We start from the raw sequence: 15,886 nt of genomic DNA, 5'->3' as shown, positions 1-15,886 counted from the left end.
CCAATGATGACCGTACTTTGCATCGATGACGAAGCTGACATTCGCCAGCTGATCGTCGAGGAACTGACCGATGCCGGGTTCAAGACCCTGGAGGCTGCCAATGGGCAGGAAGGGCTTGAGGTCATCTTGTCCCACTGGCCGGATATCGTCATCTGCGACATCTCCATGCCGATCATGGATGGGCAGCAACTGCTTGCCGAAATTCAAGTCAATCACCCCGAGCTTTCCAACATTCCCTTCATCCTGCTGACGGCACTGACGGACAAGGAAAACGTGCTGACGGGCCTGCGTGCCGGAGCGGCGGACTACCTGACCAAGCCGATTGATTTCGACCTGCTCCTGGCCAAGCTCGCCGGCTGCGTCACGCGTATCGAAAATGACAGGGCGGTTGGTCGAGCCCTTTGAAGACGTCAGGTCAGGTAGCGTTTCTCATGTCCGGGCGCAGGTGGCTCGGTAACGGGTCAGGATTCAGACGCTTGCGGCCGCGCCGCATTCGTCATTCCGGCTTTGTTGCCTCATCGCGCTCGCGCAGATTGCGGGCGATCAGACGACAGAGATCGCGGAACTGCTCGTATGTCTCTTGCGGAAGAAAGGAAAAGATCTCGCGCTCGATTGCATCGGCCGCGATATCGCATGCCTCGACCAGCCGCTTGCCCTCCGCAGTCAGACTCATTCGGAGAATCCGGCGGTTGGCCGGATCCTCCTTGCGGACAATGAGCTTGCGGCGCTGTAGGCCCGCAATCAGTTCGTTCATCGTCTGCGGCGTGACGAAGAAGCGGCGGGAGAGATCGGCCGAGGAGAGGCCGTCTCGAGCGCCAATGACACTGAGGACTGTGTACTGGATTGGAGTTATCTGCAGTGAGGCGAGCCCCAATTCGAGCCGGCTCCGCACTGCGTGGCTCGTCTGATTGAGGAAATAGACAGCGCGAGGATGCTGCATCCTCCATTCCGTGGAAGTTGCGTTCTTGGACTGCAGATCTTCAGCCATCACTGGGCGGTGATCCTTCTTGCTGAAATGGTTATGTAAGCGGGGTAGCGGAGAAACGGAGAGGGCACAAGCAGGTTCCGCGGATTGGTGACGTGAGGATCGGCTGAAACCTTCCTCCTCGGGGAACGTTGTCCGCGGAATTTCCACTTGGAGGAACTCTTTTGGACATCATCCGCATTCTCCTTGCTTTCATCCTCCCACCGCTCGGCGTGTTTCTGCAGGTGGGTCTGGGCCTGCACTTTTGGTTGAACATCCTGCTGACCCTGCTTGGCTGGCTGCCCGGCATTGTGCATGCGCTCTGGGTGATCCTAAAGAAGTGACGTTCAGATCCTCGCTTTGAGCCTGCGGCGGGTGTCGCTCGGACTTTCACGATAATGGGCGCGGTAGCAGCGTGAAAAAGCCGAGGCGGAATTGAAACCGGTCGCGGCAGCGATGTCTGCGAAAGTAGCACGAGTTTCGATAACCTTCCGGCGAGCGGCATTGAGTCTCAGCGCAAGATAATGTTCGCGCGGTGCAACCCCCATCGTGCCGCGGAAAATGTCCTGCAAATGGCGGGAGCTCACGCCCGCCCGCCTCGCCAGCCGGGATAGGGGAAGCGGGGCCTCGACCGTTTCCTCCATCAGCCTGATGGCGGCTTGCACGCGGCTATCGATGATCCGCATGTTGCCGATCGCCGGCATCTGAAGGAGGTCGCCGCGGGTGCGTTCCTGCTCATAGATGAAGAGACGCGACACTTCGAGCGCCAGCGAATAGCCATGTGCGCGCCGGATCAACTCCAGCATCAGATCCAATGTCGGCAGCGACCCGCCGGTGGTGATGCGTTTGCCGTCGATAACGAAGCGTTCCCGGATCATGTTCACCTGTGGATAGGCGGCCGAAAAATCTTCGAAGTCTTCCCAATGCGTGGTGGCGGAAAAACCGTCGAGCAAGCTGGTGTCCGCCAGAACGAAGGAGCCCGCTTCAATACCGGCGATCAAGGAGCGATGGCGTGCCGTTTGCGAGAGCAGGAATTTTAGCTCGCGCGTGGTGCTTTTTTTCCAGCTGTAGCTTGAGAGCACAAAGAGCGGGTCCGTCTCGCGCGCAGGACGGAAAGGAGCTAAGACGGGGATGGGTATGCCGGCCTTCGTTTCGATAGGACGACCATCCGGCGAGAAAAGCTTCCAGCGATAAAGCTCGCGGCCGGTAATACGGTTGGCGGCACGAAGAGGTTCGATGACCGAGGCCACGAGGATCAGGTTCGTCTCCGGCAGCACGAGAATATCGAAATGCTGCTCGTCGGCAAATGGCCCGCCCTCTGGCAACGTCGCACTCTGGTAAGCCATTATTCCTACGCATCCCGGCCATGAATATCTTCAGTGAGCGGAAGCGGCATGTTGGTGTCCCGCTTCCGCTTTCCGGAAGCTGCCACAGGTTGCAGTTTAAAAAAACCGCAAAGGCAATTGATCGGCTGCAGGTTCGGGCTGCTCACTCCCGATCGGTGTCGGATCTCAGTCCCGAACTGAGGACGGGTCTCCGCACCGGCCCTGTCAATGCAGGCAGATAGCTCCACAAGAAGAGCGCCCAGCCCGCCATCCAGCACCCGGCCGACGAGATAATGGGATCGACAATTCCATGGCCAAGCGATGCCCCGAATATTCTGAGAAGGCTCGACAGGCAGATAAGCGAGAAAGCGGCCGCCATTACTGGACTGAGAACGAGTTGACGACCCTTACGGACCATGGCGGTCCGCATCATGATGGACATGATCATGGTACCCATGGCGCCCATGGTGACGGCATGGACCGCGTCTTTCAGTGTAAGCCAGTGCGGGTTGAGCAGGGATGAGCCGGTGAGCAGCAAGGCGACCGGCGTCCACATCCACGCGATATGCAGCATGAGCAATGCCGGATAACGAAAGGCCTTGTAACCGCACCACCCTGCAGTCCGCGCAGACAGAAGCAATGCCGCCACGACGAAAAGAGAACCTGCCACGGTATTATGATTCACCGTGCCGAGATAGGCAGCGCCCAGAACGGTGAGGATTGCTGCGCGTGAAAGCCAGGGCCAGTCCCATCCGAACGCCATATCGCCGGTCTGTTGGACCCAATGGCGCGTGAATGCGGGCACGGCCCGGCCGCCCACGATGATGATGATCATGGCGAACAGAAAGGGATTGCCGGTCATTTCTTCCAGAGGCACCCACGAGCCTCCGCCTGAAAAGGAGAGCGCGGCAGCCGTTCCAAGCGCGGCCGTTGCGAAGACGGCCCACAGCCGGCCCAAGGCTCCGGCCAAGAGGAGATAATATCCAAGGATCAGGGCCAGACTGAAGAAATAGATGCTGCCTCCGAGCGCGCGGGCCGGAGAGGGCATGACGTCGAAAGCAGCGACGACGCGTGCAGCAATCCAGAGGGTGGTGACGAGCTTCGAAATCGGCGGCGGAATCGGCCCCCGTTTTGCCCAGGCAGGTAGCGCGGTCAGCAGATAACCACCCACTGCCGCACCACCCATCCCGAACAATAGTTCGTTCTGGTGCCAGCTTGCCCGATCCGGCAAGAGACTTTCTGGAAGCAACCAGACGCCGGGTGTGATGAATGCCCAAAGACCGGCCAGAAAGAACAGCGGACGGTGCGGTGCATCCCACAGCGAGCGCCAGACGGACTCCGAAGAGCGGGTGGTCAATCCGCCAACTCTGCCTTCTCGAAACGAGGAAAGAGCACGGCGTTTTCGAGATGCATGTGCGTGACGAGATCGTCGGTGAATTTTCGCAGCCCGGTATAGAGAGCCGTCCAGGAGCCGCAGGCGCCGGCCGGCAGGGAGAGCCCGTGCGTCACATGCTCGATGGCCTTCAGATGCTCCATTTCGTCATCGTGCTCATGCCGCATCTCGGCTATCGGATGCCCGATAGACGGGCTGCCGCCCCGTTGCATCATCGGGAAAAGTATCTGCTCTTCCCGCGCCATATGAGCATCGAGATCGTCCCGAAGCTTGGCCAGAGCGTCAGCAAGTCCGACCGGCGCCGAAGGATGGCTTCCGTGGACCCGCTCGACCTTCTGGGCAAGCGGGATGAGCCAGGCGAGTTCTTCCCGGTGGGTGGCGTGATACCGGCTCAGAAGGTGAGAGATGAGTTCCTTCGTTTCGGACGGCGCGTCGCGCCCGGCAGCTTGCGCCAGCGCTTTAAGATCGGCCAGCAGAGCTTCGGGTGCCAGGCCCGCATCTTGCGCCGCTTCGCCGAGAGGTACGTTGCCACCGCAGCAGAAGCTGATGTCATGGCGGCGGAAGAGCTCTGCCGCGCCCGGCAGCGTTGCGGCAATTGAACTGACGGTCTGGTCCAGTGCGAGGTCGGTCATCTTGTCCTCCTGAGGTTGATCGAGTTGGGTCTTTCGTCTTTCACGGTCGCGGATCGACTGTTCCTTCAATGGTCATGACGATTGCCGTCGAGCCCCAGCGACGCCCACAGGGCGTCGACCCTGTCGGCCACCTCGGAAGGCATGGTCAGCACCTCGCCCCATGCCCGCTCGGTTTCGGCGCCGATCTTGCTCGTCGCATCCAGGCCCAGCTTGCCGCCAAGTCCGGGCTGCGGGGAGGCAAAGTCGAGGTAATCAATCGGTGTTCTATCTACGACGAGGAGATCACGGCTGGCGTCGAAGCGCGTCGAAAGCGCCCAGACGACGTCCGGCCAGCTTCTGACATTGATATCGGGATCCACTGCGATGATGAGCTTGGTGTAGCTGAACTGCGGTAGGATCGACCACAATCCCATCATGATCCGCCTTGCCTGACCCGGATATCGCTTGTTGATCGAGACGACGATGGCGCGATAGGAACACGCTTCCGGGGGAAGCCAGAGGTCGACAATCTCCGGGAACTGCCCCTTGATCAGCGGCAGAAAGAGATCGTTCATGGCCTCGCCGAGCCGTGAGGGTTCGTCCGGCGGTCGGCCGGTATAGGTCGAGAGGTAGATCGGCTGGTGACGCATGGTGATGGCCGACAGGCTAAGCACGGGGAACGGCTCGACGGCGTTGTAATATCCGGTATGGTCTCCGTAGGGGCCCTCTTCGGCGGCCTCGGTCGCAGAGACCGTGCCTTCCAGCACGATTTCGGCTTGCGCGGGAACGGGAAGGGGAACCGTCAGCCCGGTTGTCGTTTCCTGCCGTCTGCCTTTCAGGACACCCGCAAAACTGAGTTCGCTCATCCCGTCGGGAAGGGGCATGACGGCGGCAAGGATCGTCGCAGGATCGGCTCCGATCGCGACGGCTACCGGCATGTCGCGGCCGAGCGCTTGCCACATGCGATGATGCCGGGCGCCGCCTCGATTTGCCAGCCAGCGTACGATCAGGCGGTTTCGGCCGAGCTTCTGCATGCGGTAAATGCCGACGTTGAGATCGCTCGGGTCGTCCGGCGCGTGAGTGATGACCAGCGGCCAGGTGATGAGGGGAGCCGGCTCCCCCGGCCAGCAGGATTGAATCGGCAGCCGGTCGAGGTCGATCTCACGTCCTTGCCAGACAACCTGCTGGCAGAGGGCGCGAGAAACCGGACGCGCGTTCATGGACAAGGCGGCCCTCAAATGAGGCAGTTTTTGCCAGGCGTCACGCATTGATTTCGGCGGCTTCGGTTCACGCAGTTCGGCGAGGAAGGCGGCAAGTTGAGGAAGCCCTCCGGCCTCAAGGCCCAGGCCCCATTCGATCCGTTCGCGGGTGCCGAAGAGATTTGCCAGAAGCGGGATGGTCTGCGTTGTTCCCGACGCGTCGACGGGTTGTTCGAACAGGAGCGCAGGCCCGTGGTCCGCAAGCACGCGCCGGTGGATTTCGGTAATTTCGTGAACCAGGGAAACGGGGCGGGCTATCCGTTTGAGACTGCCGCGCTTTTCCAGGAAGCTGACGAAATCCTGAAGGCTTGCGTGGCGACGAGGAGTGACATCTGCTTTCATGCGCGAGATGTGCCGGGCTGCAGACAATATGTCTTTGCGCTGGCGCAAGTTACGGAACCGTCGATGCGCTAGTCTCAGTCATAGTCGCCTCGCCTTCCGCGGCGGCGAGAATAGGGTGCAGACCCGGGTTGACGAGTTCGGACGATGATCCATCTTAGAGCAAGAGATGGCCCCAGAGGAGGTGAGCGTGCCTGATCTTCCCCTTCAGCAACACGAGGAGCTGCCCCGAAGCCGGTGGAGGGAGTTCCTCACTTTCCTTGTGCTGGCATTCGGCATCTGGCCCATCGTGGCTGTCGGAGTGGTGGGCGGCTACGGCTTTCTCGTTTGGATGTACCAGATTATCACCGGTCCGCCCGGACCTCCCGGTCATTGAGGTGTTCTGATGTTTGCGGCGTCATTTTCCTGGCGAAAGACTGATACCGGCAGGGTGGCTGTCTCGCCCACCTCCTTGCGTAATGCGGCGCGCGGCTTTGCAACCGATGTTGGGCTTGCCGGCCGATGTCCCTCCTTGATCGCTGGCAAACAAGCTGGCGGGCGCCGTGCCTGCGTCCGCAGGCTTCAGACAAATACGGCCTTGAGCAAGCGCCGAAGGATGACGCATGCCTGAAAAAGCGAACCGCCACTACATCTCCAGCGCCGTCATCGTCGTGAGGCCTGAAGCCGAAGAACGCGTCGTGCGGGATTTGGCGGCGATCGAGAGGGTGGAAGTTCACGCCATGCAGGGCGGCAAGATCGTTGTTGTCATCGAAGGCGCCAGCAGCGGCGAGCTCGGTGCGTCTCTCTCGGCAATATCTGCAATCGACGGGGTGGTGGCCGCCAATATGGTGTTCGAACACTCCGAAAACGTGGAGGCAATGTCTGATGATCGGAGAATTGACGCGGCGTGACCTTATCAAGGCGCATGCGGCGGGGATAGCGGCCGCGACTGCCGGGATCGCGCTTCCGGCAGGCGCCCAGCCGGTACCTGGCGGGGTAGAGTCGCTGGAGATCAAGTGGTCGAAGGCCCCATGTCGGTTCTGCGGCACGGGTTGCGGGGTCATGGTCGGCGTCAAGGAAGGCCAGGTCGTTGCCACCCACGGCGATATGCAGGCCGAGGTCAACCGCGGCCTGAACTGCATCAAGGGCTATTTTCTCTCCAAGATCATGTATGGCGAAGACCGCCTGAAGACGCCGCTCTTGAGAAAGCGAAACGGGAAATATGCCAAGGATGGCGAGTTCGAGCCCGTAAGCTGGGATGAAGCCTTCGATGTGATGGCCGACCAGTGCAAGAAGGTACTGAAGGAGAAGGGGCCGACAGCAGTCGGAATGTTCGGCTCCGGCCAATGGACGATCTTCGAGGGCTATGCTGCAACCAAGTTGATGCGCGCCGGCTTCCGTTCGAACAACCTCGATCCCAACGCCCGCCATTGTATGGCGTCGGCTGCCTACGCCTTCATGCGCACCTTCGGTATGGATGAGCCGATGGGCTGTTACGACGACTTCGAAAATGCGGACGCCTTCGTGCTCTGGGGCTCGAATATGGCGGAGATGCATCCGATCCTCTGGACGCGCCTTGCGGACAGGCGGCTCGGACATCAGCACGTCAAGGTTGCCGTCCTGTCGACCTTCACTCACCGCAGCATGGATCTTGCGGATATTCCCGTCATCTTCACGCCCGGGACCGATCTCGCCATCCTGAACTATATCGCTAACCACATCATCACCAGCGGCAAGGTCAACGAGGAATTTGTCAGGAACCATACGACCTTCATGAAGGGCGTGACCAATATCGGCTACGGCCTGCGGCCGGAAGATCCGCTGGAGCTCAAGGCGGCCAATGCGGCCAACCCCGCCAACATGGAGCCGACCGACTTCGAAAGTTTCAAGAAGTTCGTTTCCGACTATACCCTTGAAAAAGTGGCAGACCTGACGGGTGCGGATCCGGGCTTTTTGCAGCAGCTTGCGGACCTCTACGCAGACCCGAACCGGAAGGTGATGTCGCTCTGGACAATGGGCTTCAACCAGCACGTCCGCGGCGTCTGGGCAAACCACATGCTGTACAATCTCCATCTGTTGACCGGTAAGATCTCCGAACCGGGCAACGGACCGTTTTCACTGACCGGTCAGCCGTCGGCCTGCGGTACCGCGCGCGAAGTCGGCACCTTCGCACACCGGCTGCCGGCCGACATGACGGTAACCAATCCTGAACACCGCCACCATGCGGAGGAAATCTGGAAGCTGCCGGAAGGCCTTCTTCCGGATAAACCCGGCTACCATGCCGTGCAGCAGGACCGCATGCTCAAGGATGGGAAGCTCAGCTTTTATTGGGTGCAGGTCAACAACAACGTTCAGGCTGCACCGAACACGAAGAACGAGACCTATCAGGGCTACCGCAATCCAGACAACTTCATCGTGGTATCCGACGCATACCCGACGATCACCGCCATGTCGGCAGATCTGATCCTGCCTGCGGCGATGTGGGTCGAGAAGGAAGGAGCCTACGGTAACGCCGAGCGCCGTACCCATGTCTGGCATCAGCTTGTTCAGGCGCCGGGCGAAGCGAGGTCCGATCTGTGGCAGTTGGTGGAATTCTCAAAGCGCTTCACCACGGATGAGGTCTGGCCGGCGGAAATGCTGGACAAACATCCGGATTACCGCGGCAAGACGTTGTTCGAGGTATTGTTCAAGAATGGGCAGGTAGACCAGTTCCCGCTCAGCGAGGTCGATCAGTCGTACCCGAACAACGAAGCCTATGCATTTGGTTTCTATATCCAGAAGGGGCTGTTCGAGGAATACGCGTCCTTTGGGCGGGGTCATGGCCATGATCTGGCGCCCTATGACCGATATCATCAGGAGCGCGGCCTGCGCTGGCCGGTTGTGAATGGCCAAGAGACCAAGTGGCGCTATCGCGAGGGTTATGATCCCTATGTCAAGTCCGGCGAGGGGGTAAAGTTCTATGGTCGTCCGGACGGCAGGGCCGTCATTCTCGCGGTTCCCTACGAGCCTCCGGCTGAATCTCCCGATAAGGAGTACGATTTCTGGTTGGTGACGGGTCGCGTCTTGGAACATTGGCATTCCGGTTCGATGACCATGCGCGTACCGGAACTGTACAAGGCTTTCCCTGGCGCCCGATGTTTCATGAACGCCGATGATGCCAGGAAACGTGGTTTCAATCAGGGAATGGAAGTCAGGATCGTTTCCCGAAGGGGTGAAATCCGGTCGCGTGTGGAAACCCGCGGGCGAAACCGCATGCCGCCGGGCGTGATCTTCGTGCCATGGTTCGACGCCAGTCAATTGATCAACAAGGTCACCCTAGACGCTACCGATCCCATCTCGAAACAGACGGACTACAAGAAATGCGCTGTGAAGATTCTCCCCGTCGCATAATCCTCCGTTCCTTTTTGGCCGCCCTTGCCGTCTTTGCTGCAGTGTTCTCAACGAACCTCGCAGTCGCTCAAATGGTTCGGGAATTGTCGGGACCACCTGGCGGAATGGACATGGTTCCCGCAAAGCCGATGCCGAAATGGAACGTGGACGACGTCCGCAAAATGCGGGCCTACCCGGACCAGCCGCCGGTCATTCCCCATTCGATCGAAGGTTACCAGCTTTCCGTCAATACCAATCGCTGTCTTTCCTGCCACAAGCGGGAATTCACCGAGGGCGCAGGCGCCCCGATGATCAGCGTCACCCATTACATGACCCGCGAGGGGCAGATGCTCGCGGACGTCTCCCCACGGCGCTATTTCTGCACCGCCTGCCATGTGCCTCAAGCGGAGGTGCAGCCGCTTGTCGGCAATACGTTCCGCGACATGAGCGAAATGGGCGTCGAGCATCTGGGAGGAAAGTAGCTTGATTGCACGCATCAAAAGGCTGGCCGCCTGGGTCTGGAAAATTCTCAGTACACCCGCGGCTACTCTGAGTTTGGCATTCCTGACGCTTGGCGGTTTCGTGGGAGGGGTGGTTTTCTGGGGAGCGTTCAATACGGCGCTGGAGCTTACCAATACAGAACAGTTCTGTACCGGGTGTCACGAAATGCGGGCCAATGTTTACGAGGAGATGACGCGCACGGTGCATTTTTCGAACCGGTCCGGCGTGCGCGCTTCCTGCCCAGATTGCCACGTGCCGCACGAATGGACAGATAAGATTGCCCGCAAAATGCAGGCCTCGAAGGAGGTATGGGGCAAGATCTTTGGTACGATCAACACCCGCCAGAAATTCCTGGACGAACGGCTGCGTCTGGCGCAGCACGAATGGCATCGGCTCAAGGCGAATGACAGCCTGGAATGCCGCAACTGTCATTCATCCGTGGCGATGGATCTCTCCAAGCAGACCCAGCGCGCCGCTGACATCCACACTCGCTATCTCCTGAGCGGCAAGGCGACCTGCATCGACTGCCACAAGGGGATCGCGCATGAATTGCCCAATATGCAAGGTGTGGATCCGGGCTGGCATATGCCGGACGAATTGGAGGGCGACGTGCTGCCCAGCGCCAATGCCGTCGATGAACTGAGGAAGGTGATGGCCAAGGCGCATTCGAGCGGAGAAAAGAGCTTGCCCTGACCTACGGCTTGATCTCGACCTCGCCTTCGAGCTTCATGATCTCGAAATCGCTGACGATGACGTCGACCCTGACGATCCAGACACCCGCCACGGGCAGCACCAGACTTTTGGCACTCCAGGTACCGCCTTCCTGCCTGTCGGCTTTACGCCTGATTGGTTCGATTCCTGCCTTCGGATTTGAAAACACGAAGGACACTTCCTGAGGATCGAGGGGAGAAAAATCCTCTTTCATGATTATTGCGGCTGCCGTTACCGGGCCGGCATTGCCGGGGGTGACCTGCATTTCCGCCATTCCCTTTGCGGAGTGGATATGGACAACCGCAGGCTCGGACGCCTCCAGGATCAGCGAGCGCGGCGGCGGCGTGAAGCGCCAGGTGGCAGCAACGCCAAGTATGAGAAGCACAACGAGGCTTTCGGCCACTATCGAACGTATGAGCTGTTTGACGGCAGCTGTCTCGCCGCGTTCCGCCCGGTTCGTCAGCCTCCACCTGTTGATGCAGGCTAGGGCGAAGAGCAGGATGAGAAGGCCGAGCTTGATGAGAAGAACCCGTCCGTAGCTTGTGGTGACGAGCGCCTCGATCTTCAGAACCTGTATATAGGTCAATATCAGGCCAGCAATGAGCAGCACGGCGACAGAAAGCGGAATGAAGTTCGAGAAGCGGCGGAGCGCGATTGCGGCGTCAGAGCCACCTCTTCTGAACTCGGCTGCGAGAGGGAGCAGGGCGCCGACCCAGGAGGATATTGCCGCCACATGGAGGAAAACGGCCGGTCGCATGATCCATTGCGGCTCAGCAGCGCTGGCGTGCCCGCTCAGGCTCAGGGCAAAGGCCGCCGTGACCAGTGCCGAGAGCGAGATCCACCGCGCACTCCGGCCTGGACCGCTTGCTAGAGCGAGAGCCGCAAGCGCGAGCGCCGCAAACATGAAGACGACGGTCCGGCCGAAGCTGGTGGCGAAGCCGGCCTTCCAGACCTCGGCATCGAATATCCGCCCGATCGGCTCTCCGACGGTGTCCAGTCCTTGAAATCCTGCTGAAATCATCGTGCCGGCGAAGCCAGCCAGAAGCGCGGTGACGATGGGCTGCAGTGCGTTCCTTGACCCGTTTGCGAACCAGGAGGCCGCGAAAGTTCCGCCGATCCCGAAGAAGAGGCCGACGTACAGCGCAATCTTTCCGCCCCAGAGACCAACCCGCACCTGCCAGTCCACCCCGTCTCCTATCCGAGGAGACGCGGCGCCCGGATGTCCGATCGAAAAGATGATCGAGCCGCCGATCGGATGACCATCCTGGGAGACGACCCGCCAGGAGAGCACATGGGTGCCGTTCGAAAGGTCGGCGGGCGGGACGACCTCGACCAGTTTGTCCTTGACGACGAAGGCATCAAGAACGACCGGGCGGCCGTCGGGCAAAGTCAATTTCAGGCTGGTCGGTGAGACGGGTTCGCTGAACGTCAGCCTTATGACCGCCGGTGATACAGCCATGACCGAGCCATCGCGTGGCTCGGTCGCGTTCAAGGAAGCGTGGGCAGATGCCGTCGCCGCGAGGCCCAGCCATAGCAGCATCGCCAGAGCAATTTGCCGCAGAATGCTGAACGGCAGGAATTTCGTTCGAAGCGACGTCATCGTCAATGTCATGCCCAGGTGTCAGTTGCTCAGTCTTTGCAAAAGCTTGACGCCTGGTGCGGGCATTTCCAGATCAGATGCCTTCTGGCCTTCAGCTGGAACTTCGATCCAGCGCTCCTTCAGCCCTTCCGGGCATTCCTGAACCACTGGAAAATACAAGGTGCCGCCAGCCTTGAGGTCGCTTGCGATCGTGCCTCGAACGACAAATTCGTCGTATTCATCGTCACCGAGATTGCCGCCGCTCCAGACAACTTCCTTGACCCCCTCGCTTACCAGCGTTCCGTGATTGTCGTAGGCCTTAGCATAGGCGCCTTTGACCTTCTCAAGCTTCCAGCCTGCTTTGGGCTGCGGCTTGACGGCGTAGAACCCTTCCGGAAGCTGGACCCGTACGACGTTTGTCGGCTTGCCTTCGCAGCCGTGGGGTACCCGCAGCACTGCCTTATAGGTCGTTCCTACCGGGGTTTCTTTTCCCTCAAGAGTGACGTGCGAAAATGCTGCGGTGCTGGTGAGCATGGTAACAGCAGCGGTAACAATGATCTTCTTCAACATAGAATTCTCCATGGATGCCGACAGCGGTCGGCCGATGACAAGCCGGCGGCCGGTGGCGCTTGGCGTGTATTGTTGGTCTGAGTGAATACGGAAATGGACGGCCGTGCGGTCCGGCTGGATTGTCATCTAGGCGAGGACATCCCGAGGCGGAACTTGCTTGACCGAAGGACTAAATGTCGAGTGGCGGACCTCGTGGCCTTCCCGGTTCCGTTTCCGGTCGCTTCACAAATCCCGCTTCAGCGTCGATGCGAATCTTTGTCGCAACAACAGGCAGCCGGTTCACCAGGAAATTGCCTGGAGCCGGTGCCGCAAAAAGTGAGGTGAACGTGCTGCATGCCTGGGTGCAGCATTGGAGGGCCTGAGAGTGATCCCTGTCGCCGTTATCGGTGGGGCCTTCCACATGCGTGATGCAAAGAGGATTGCCGAATTCATCGTATAGGGGCGCGGCAAGCGCGGTCCCCATGCCGAGAGACGCTAGCAGCATCTGCACAACGAGTGCATGCGCCGCGATGAACGCGGTTATCATGCTCCATTTATGCGGTCTGCGTTTTTTCACGGTAGCGTCTTCGCCTGCAGGGTGCCATCGATCTGCCGCTGCTTAGTTGCATGCATCAGTCAGGTTTGTCTATGCGCTCTTCCGCCACAGCGCTCTTTGATAGGCATCAACTGCGAGGCGAATTGTTGAGGTGCTGGCTTGTCGCATCGGCGACCGGCAGCAACACAAGCGGTCAATGCACCCGCTCGCATTGTGAGCCGTACCACGGCAATCATGGTCACCGACAATGTATGGAACGGCACCGATTGTGCAAAGCATTGTTCGCTTTTCCGACACGTAATGGACGGGACGAAAAAGGAGGGAAGCATGCCGCTCGAGATGAACCGCGACGTTTTCATCACCTGCGCCGTCACCGGCGCCGGCGATACGGTGAGCAAGTCCGCCCACGTTCCAATCACCCCGAAACAGATCGCGGAATCCGCAATCGACGCCGCCAAAGCCGGAGCGGCGGTTGTCCATTGCCATGTTCGGAACCCGGAAACGGGTGCTGCGGCCCGCAACAGGGAACTTTACAAGGAAGTGAACGATCGCATCCGTTCAGCGGATATCGACGTAGTGCTGAACCTCACCGCCGGCATGGGCGGCGACCTGGTGTTCGGCGATGTCGAAGCGCCTTTCCCGGTCAATCCGAATGGTACTGACATGGCCGGCGCCACCGAGCGTGTCGCGCATGTCGCCGAATGCCTGCCGGAGATCTGCACGCTCGATTGCGGCACGATGAACTTTTCCCTCGGCGACTACGTGATGACCAACACGCCCTCCATGCTGCGCGAGATGGCGCGGCAGATGACAGCACTCGGCGTGCGCCCCGAGATCGAGGCCTTCGATACCGGCCATCTCTGGTTCGCCAAACAGCTCGTGGAAGAAGGGCTGATCGAGGATCCCGTCTTGATCCAGCTCTGCATGGGCATTCCCTGGGGCGCGCCGGACGACCTCAACACCTTCATGGCCATGGTCAACAACGTGCCGAAACATTGGACGTTTTCTGCCTTCTCGATCGGCCGCAATGCGCTCGCCTATCCGGCCGCCGCCGTTCTCGCCGGCGGCAATGTACGCGTCGGTCTGGAGGACAACCTTTATGCCGGCAAGGGGCAGTTGGCGACCAACGCACAGCTCGTCGAGAAGGCCGTCGGCGTGATCGAGGGCATGGGCGCCAGGATCATCGGCCCGGCTGCCGTGCGTGAAAAACTCAAGCTGACAAAACGGTGATCGCCATGAGCAAGATAGAAAAAGCGGGCTGCATCGGCGGCGGCGTCATCGGCGGAGCCTGGGCCGCCCGTTTCGTGCTCGCCGGCATAGACGTCAACATGTTCGACCCGCATCCGGAGGCTGAACGCATTGTCGGCGAAGTGCTCGCCAATGCCGAACGCGCCTATGCCATGCTCACCATGGCGCCGTTGCCGCCGCAAGGGAAAATTACTTTCTGCCAGACGGTCGAAGAGGCCGTAAGAGGCGCCGACTGGATTCAAGAAAGCGTGCCCGAGCGGCTGGAACTGAAGCGCAACGTCATCACTCAGATCGACGCGGCCGCTGACCCCAAGGCGCTGATAGGCTCCTCGACCTCCGGCCTGATGCCGACCGATCTCCAGCGCGACATGAAATATCCGGAGCGAATGTTCGTCGCCCATCCCTACAACCCCGTCTATCTGCTGCCGCTCGCCGAATTGGTCGGCGGTCAAAAGACTGCCGCCGAAACGTTGAAGGCGGCACAGGAAAAGCTCGCCCCGATCGGCATGAAGGGCGTCATCATCAAAAAGGAGATCGAGGCATTCGTCGGCGATCGCCTGCTGGAAGCCGTCTGGCGTGAAGGCCTGTGGCTGATCCACGACGACATCTGCGACACAGAAACGCTGGACGACGTGATCCGCTATTCCTTCGGCATGCGCTGGGCGCAGATGGGCATGTTCGAGACCTATCGCATTGCCGGCGGCGAGGCCGGCATGCGGCATTTCCTGGCACAGTTCGGCCCATGCCTTTCCTGGCCTTGGACGAAGCTCACCGATGTCGTCGATCTCGATGATGCGCTGGTGGACAAGATCGCGGCCCAATCCGACGCCCAATCCGGCGCCCGTGGTATTCGCGACCTGGAACGCATCCGCGACGAAAACCTCGTCGGCATCATGCAGGCGCTGAAGAGCGGGGATGCAGGGCGCGGTTGGGGCGCTGGCAAAATCCTCGCCGAATTTGAAAAACATCTCTGGAAAAATTCGCCGAAACCTGCGGCCAAGCTCAACAAGGAGCCGCTCGACCTCCTGCAGATCAAGGTTCATCCGTCCTGGATCGACTACAATGGTCACATGACCGAGTTCCGTTACGCGCAATGCTTCGCCGATGCCAGCGACGCGCTGCTCCGCCTGATCGGCGTCGATATGGATTACGTCGCGGTCGGCAACAGCTATTACACGGTGGAGACCCACACTCGGCTGCTTGACGAAGCCAAGCTCGGCGATCTCCTCAAGGTCACCGCACAGATATTGCCCTCATCCGATGGCAAGAAGCTGCAGAGCTTTATGTCTCTCAGCCGCGCCTCGGATGGCGTGCTGCTTGCGACCTGCGAACACCTGATGCTGCATGTCGCCTCGGCCGAGGGCAAGGCCGTGGCGCCGGGGGCGGAGGTGATGGGCAGGCTGCAGCCGCTGATCGATGCGCATGCGGACTTACCCGCGCCGGAAGGGGCTGGGCGGTCCGTGGGGCAGAAGCGCTGATCGAAAGCCGGCGACGGGAGGGAAT

Annotated in this window: 17 protein-coding genes; 9 read left to right on the top strand and 8 right to left on the bottom strand. The window is 60.1% G+C overall.

The window, feature by feature from the left end; all coding sequences use genetic code 11:
• Window positions 1–3 precede the first annotated feature (3 nt).
• The gene (locus EDE05_RS09560) at window positions 4–405 is read left to right on the top strand and encodes a response regulator (RefSeq protein WP_105371135.1); all 402 of its coding nucleotides are present in this window, start codon (window positions 4–6) and stop codon (window positions 403–405) included.
• Window positions 406–496: 91 nt separating this feature from the next.
• Here EDE05_RS09560 and EDE05_RS09555 read toward each other — a convergent pair whose 3' ends face one another.
• The gene (locus tag EDE05_RS09555; RefSeq protein WP_245519875.1) at window positions 497–940 is read right to left on the bottom strand and encodes a MarR family transcriptional regulator; all 444 of its coding nucleotides are present in this window, start codon (window positions 938–940) and stop codon (window positions 497–499) included.
• Between the two features lie 209 nt (window positions 941–1,149).
• On the opposite strand from EDE05_RS09555, the gene EDE05_RS09550 reads away from it, so the two are divergent.
• Window positions 1,150–1,308: a YqaE/Pmp3 family membrane protein gene (locus tag EDE05_RS09550; protein ID WP_105371133.1), complete on the top strand. Its 159-nt coding sequence runs from the start codon at window positions 1,150–1,152 to the stop codon at window positions 1,306–1,308.
• Between the two features lie 3 nt (window positions 1,309–1,311).
• On the opposite strand, the gene EDE05_RS09545 is transcribed toward EDE05_RS09550, so the two are convergent.
• The 4 genes from EDE05_RS09545 to EDE05_RS09530 all read right to left on the bottom strand — a co-directional run bounded on the left by EDE05_RS09545 (window position 1,312) and on the right by EDE05_RS09530 (window position 5,894).
• Complete coding sequence (locus EDE05_RS09545; protein WP_134100714.1) at window positions 1,312–2,310, bottom strand: GlxA family transcriptional regulator; 999 nt, start codon at window positions 2,308–2,310, stop codon at window positions 1,312–1,314.
• 142 nt (window positions 2,311–2,452) lie between these two features.
• Window positions 2,453–3,646 carry an NnrS family protein gene (locus EDE05_RS09540; RefSeq protein WP_134100711.1) on the bottom strand — a complete coding sequence of 398 codons (1,194 nt, stop codon included), beginning with the start codon at window positions 3,644–3,646 and terminating at the stop codon, window positions 2,453–2,455.
• The gene (ric, locus tag EDE05_RS09535) at window positions 3,643–4,314 is read right to left on the bottom strand and encodes an iron-sulfur cluster repair di-iron protein (RefSeq protein WP_105371130.1); all 672 of its coding nucleotides are present in this window, start codon (window positions 4,312–4,314) and stop codon (window positions 3,643–3,645) included. Before ric ends, EDE05_RS09540 begins: the two co-directional genes overlap by 4 nt.
• A 65-nt stretch (window positions 4,315–4,379) precedes the next feature.
• Complete coding sequence (locus EDE05_RS09530) at window positions 4,380–5,894, bottom strand: UbiD family decarboxylase (RefSeq protein WP_112797843.1); 1,515 nt, start codon at window positions 5,892–5,894, stop codon at window positions 4,380–4,382.
• A 187-nt stretch (window positions 5,895–6,081) separates the two neighbouring features.
• Between EDE05_RS09530 and napE the strand changes: the two genes are divergently transcribed.
• From napE to EDE05_RS09505, 5 genes are all read left to right on the top strand, one after another.
• Complete coding sequence (gene napE / locus EDE05_RS09525) at window positions 6,082–6,267, top strand: periplasmic nitrate reductase, NapE protein (protein ID WP_112798023.1); 186 nt, start codon at window positions 6,082–6,084, stop codon at window positions 6,265–6,267.
• 226 nt (window positions 6,268–6,493) lie between these two features.
• Entirely contained in the window at window positions 6,494–6,781 is a 288-nt protein-coding gene (locus EDE05_RS09520) for a chaperone NapD (RefSeq protein WP_112797847.1), read from the top strand.
• A complete protein-coding gene (napA, locus tag EDE05_RS09515) occupies window positions 6,756–9,260 on the top strand; it encodes a periplasmic nitrate reductase subunit alpha (protein ID WP_134100708.1) in 2,505 nt (834 codons plus the stop codon). The genes EDE05_RS09520 and napA overlap by 26 nt, the downstream gene beginning before the upstream one ends.
• Complete coding sequence (locus EDE05_RS09510) at window positions 9,230–9,721, top strand: nitrate reductase cytochrome c-type subunit (protein ID WP_105371124.1); 492 nt, start codon at window positions 9,230–9,232, stop codon at window positions 9,719–9,721. Before napA ends, EDE05_RS09510 begins: the two co-directional genes overlap by 31 nt.
• Before the next feature lie 4 nt (window positions 9,722–9,725).
• Complete coding sequence (locus tag EDE05_RS09505; RefSeq protein WP_112798024.1) at window positions 9,726–10,433, top strand: NapC/NirT family cytochrome c; 708 nt, start codon at window positions 9,726–9,728, stop codon at window positions 10,431–10,433.
• A 1-nt stretch (window position 10,434) separates the two neighbouring features.
• Here EDE05_RS09505 and EDE05_RS09500 read toward each other — a convergent pair whose 3' ends face one another.
• The 3 genes from EDE05_RS09500 to EDE05_RS09490 all read right to left on the bottom strand — a co-directional run bounded on the left by EDE05_RS09500 (window position 10,435) and on the right by EDE05_RS09490 (window position 13,126).
• The gene (locus tag EDE05_RS09500) at window positions 10,435–12,051 is read right to left on the bottom strand and encodes a copper resistance CopC/CopD family protein (RefSeq protein WP_134100705.1); all 1,617 of its coding nucleotides are present in this window, start codon (window positions 12,049–12,051) and stop codon (window positions 10,435–10,437) included.
• 21 nt (window positions 12,052–12,072) lie between these two features.
• Window positions 12,073–12,600 (bottom strand): YcnI family protein, encoded by a 528-nt coding sequence (locus tag EDE05_RS09495; RefSeq protein ID WP_105371123.1) that lies wholly within the window; start codon window positions 12,598–12,600, stop codon window positions 12,073–12,075.
• Window positions 12,601–12,769: 169 nt separating this feature from the next.
• Entirely contained in the window at window positions 12,770–13,126 is a 357-nt protein-coding gene (locus EDE05_RS09490; RefSeq protein WP_166675442.1) for a hypothetical protein, read from the bottom strand.
• 336 nt (window positions 13,127–13,462) lie between these two features.
• Here EDE05_RS09490 and EDE05_RS09485 point away from each other — a divergent pair, with 336 nt between their 5' ends.
• Window positions 13,463–14,365, top strand: coding sequence for a 3-keto-5-aminohexanoate cleavage protein (locus tag EDE05_RS09485; RefSeq protein ID WP_134100699.1), 903 nt, complete (start codon window positions 13,463–13,465; stop codon window positions 14,363–14,365).
• Between the two features lie 5 nt (window positions 14,366–14,370).
• Window positions 14,371–15,861 (top strand): carnitine 3-dehydrogenase, encoded by a 1,491-nt coding sequence (locus EDE05_RS26785; RefSeq protein WP_112798030.1) that lies wholly within the window; start codon window positions 14,371–14,373, stop codon window positions 15,859–15,861.
• The last annotated feature ends 25 nt before the right edge of the window (window positions 15,862–15,886 follow it).

This window comes from Neorhizobium sp. R1-B (genome assembly GCF_004368875.1).
GTDB lineage: Bacteria > Pseudomonadota > Alphaproteobacteria > Rhizobiales > Rhizobiaceae > Neorhizobium > Neorhizobium huautlense.
The sequence above is the reverse complement of the archived record's forward strand: the minus strand, read 5'-3'. Positions and strand labels throughout refer to the sequence as shown.

Coding starts and splice junctions, on each gene's coding strand:
- EDE05_RS09560 (WP_105371135.1), top strand. CDS start 4: ATGATGACCGTACTTTGCATCGATGACGAAGCTGACATTCGCCAGCTG.
- EDE05_RS09490 (WP_166675442.1), bottom strand. CDS start 13,126: ATGATAACCGCGTTCATCGCGGCGCATGCACTCGTTGTGCAGATGCTG.
- EDE05_RS09500 (WP_134100705.1), bottom strand. CDS start 12,051: ATGACGTCGCTTCGAACGAAATTCCTGCCGTTCAGCATTCTGCGGCAA.
- EDE05_RS09520 (WP_112797847.1), top strand. CDS start 6,494: ATGCCTGAAAAAGCGAACCGCCACTACATCTCCAGCGCCGTCATCGTC.
- napA (WP_134100708.1), top strand. CDS start 6,756: ATGATCGGAGAATTGACGCGGCGTGACCTTATCAAGGCGCATGCGGCG.
- EDE05_RS09485 (WP_134100699.1), top strand. CDS start 13,463: ATGCCGCTCGAGATGAACCGCGACGTTTTCATCACCTGCGCCGTCACC.
- EDE05_RS09555 (WP_245519875.1), bottom strand. CDS start 940: ATGCAGCATCCTCGCGCTGTCTATTTCCTCAATCAGACGAGCCACGCA.
- EDE05_RS09545 (WP_134100714.1), bottom strand. CDS start 2,310: ATGGCTTACCAGAGTGCGACGTTGCCAGAGGGCGGGCCATTTGCCGAC.
- EDE05_RS09530 (WP_112797843.1), bottom strand. CDS start 5,894: ATGAAAGCAGATGTCACTCCTCGTCGCCACGCAAGCCTTCAGGATTTC.
- ric (WP_105371130.1), bottom strand. CDS start 4,314: ATGACCGACCTCGCACTGGACCAGACCGTCAGTTCAATTGCCGCAACG.
- EDE05_RS26785 (WP_112798030.1), top strand. CDS start 14,371: ATGAGCAAGATAGAAAAAGCGGGCTGCATCGGCGGCGGCGTCATCGGC.
- EDE05_RS09510 (WP_105371124.1), top strand. CDS start 9,230: ATGCGCTGTGAAGATTCTCCCCGTCGCATAATCCTCCGTTCCTTTTTG.
- EDE05_RS09495 (WP_105371123.1), bottom strand. CDS start 12,600: ATGTTGAAGAAGATCATTGTTACCGCTGCTGTTACCATGCTCACCAGC.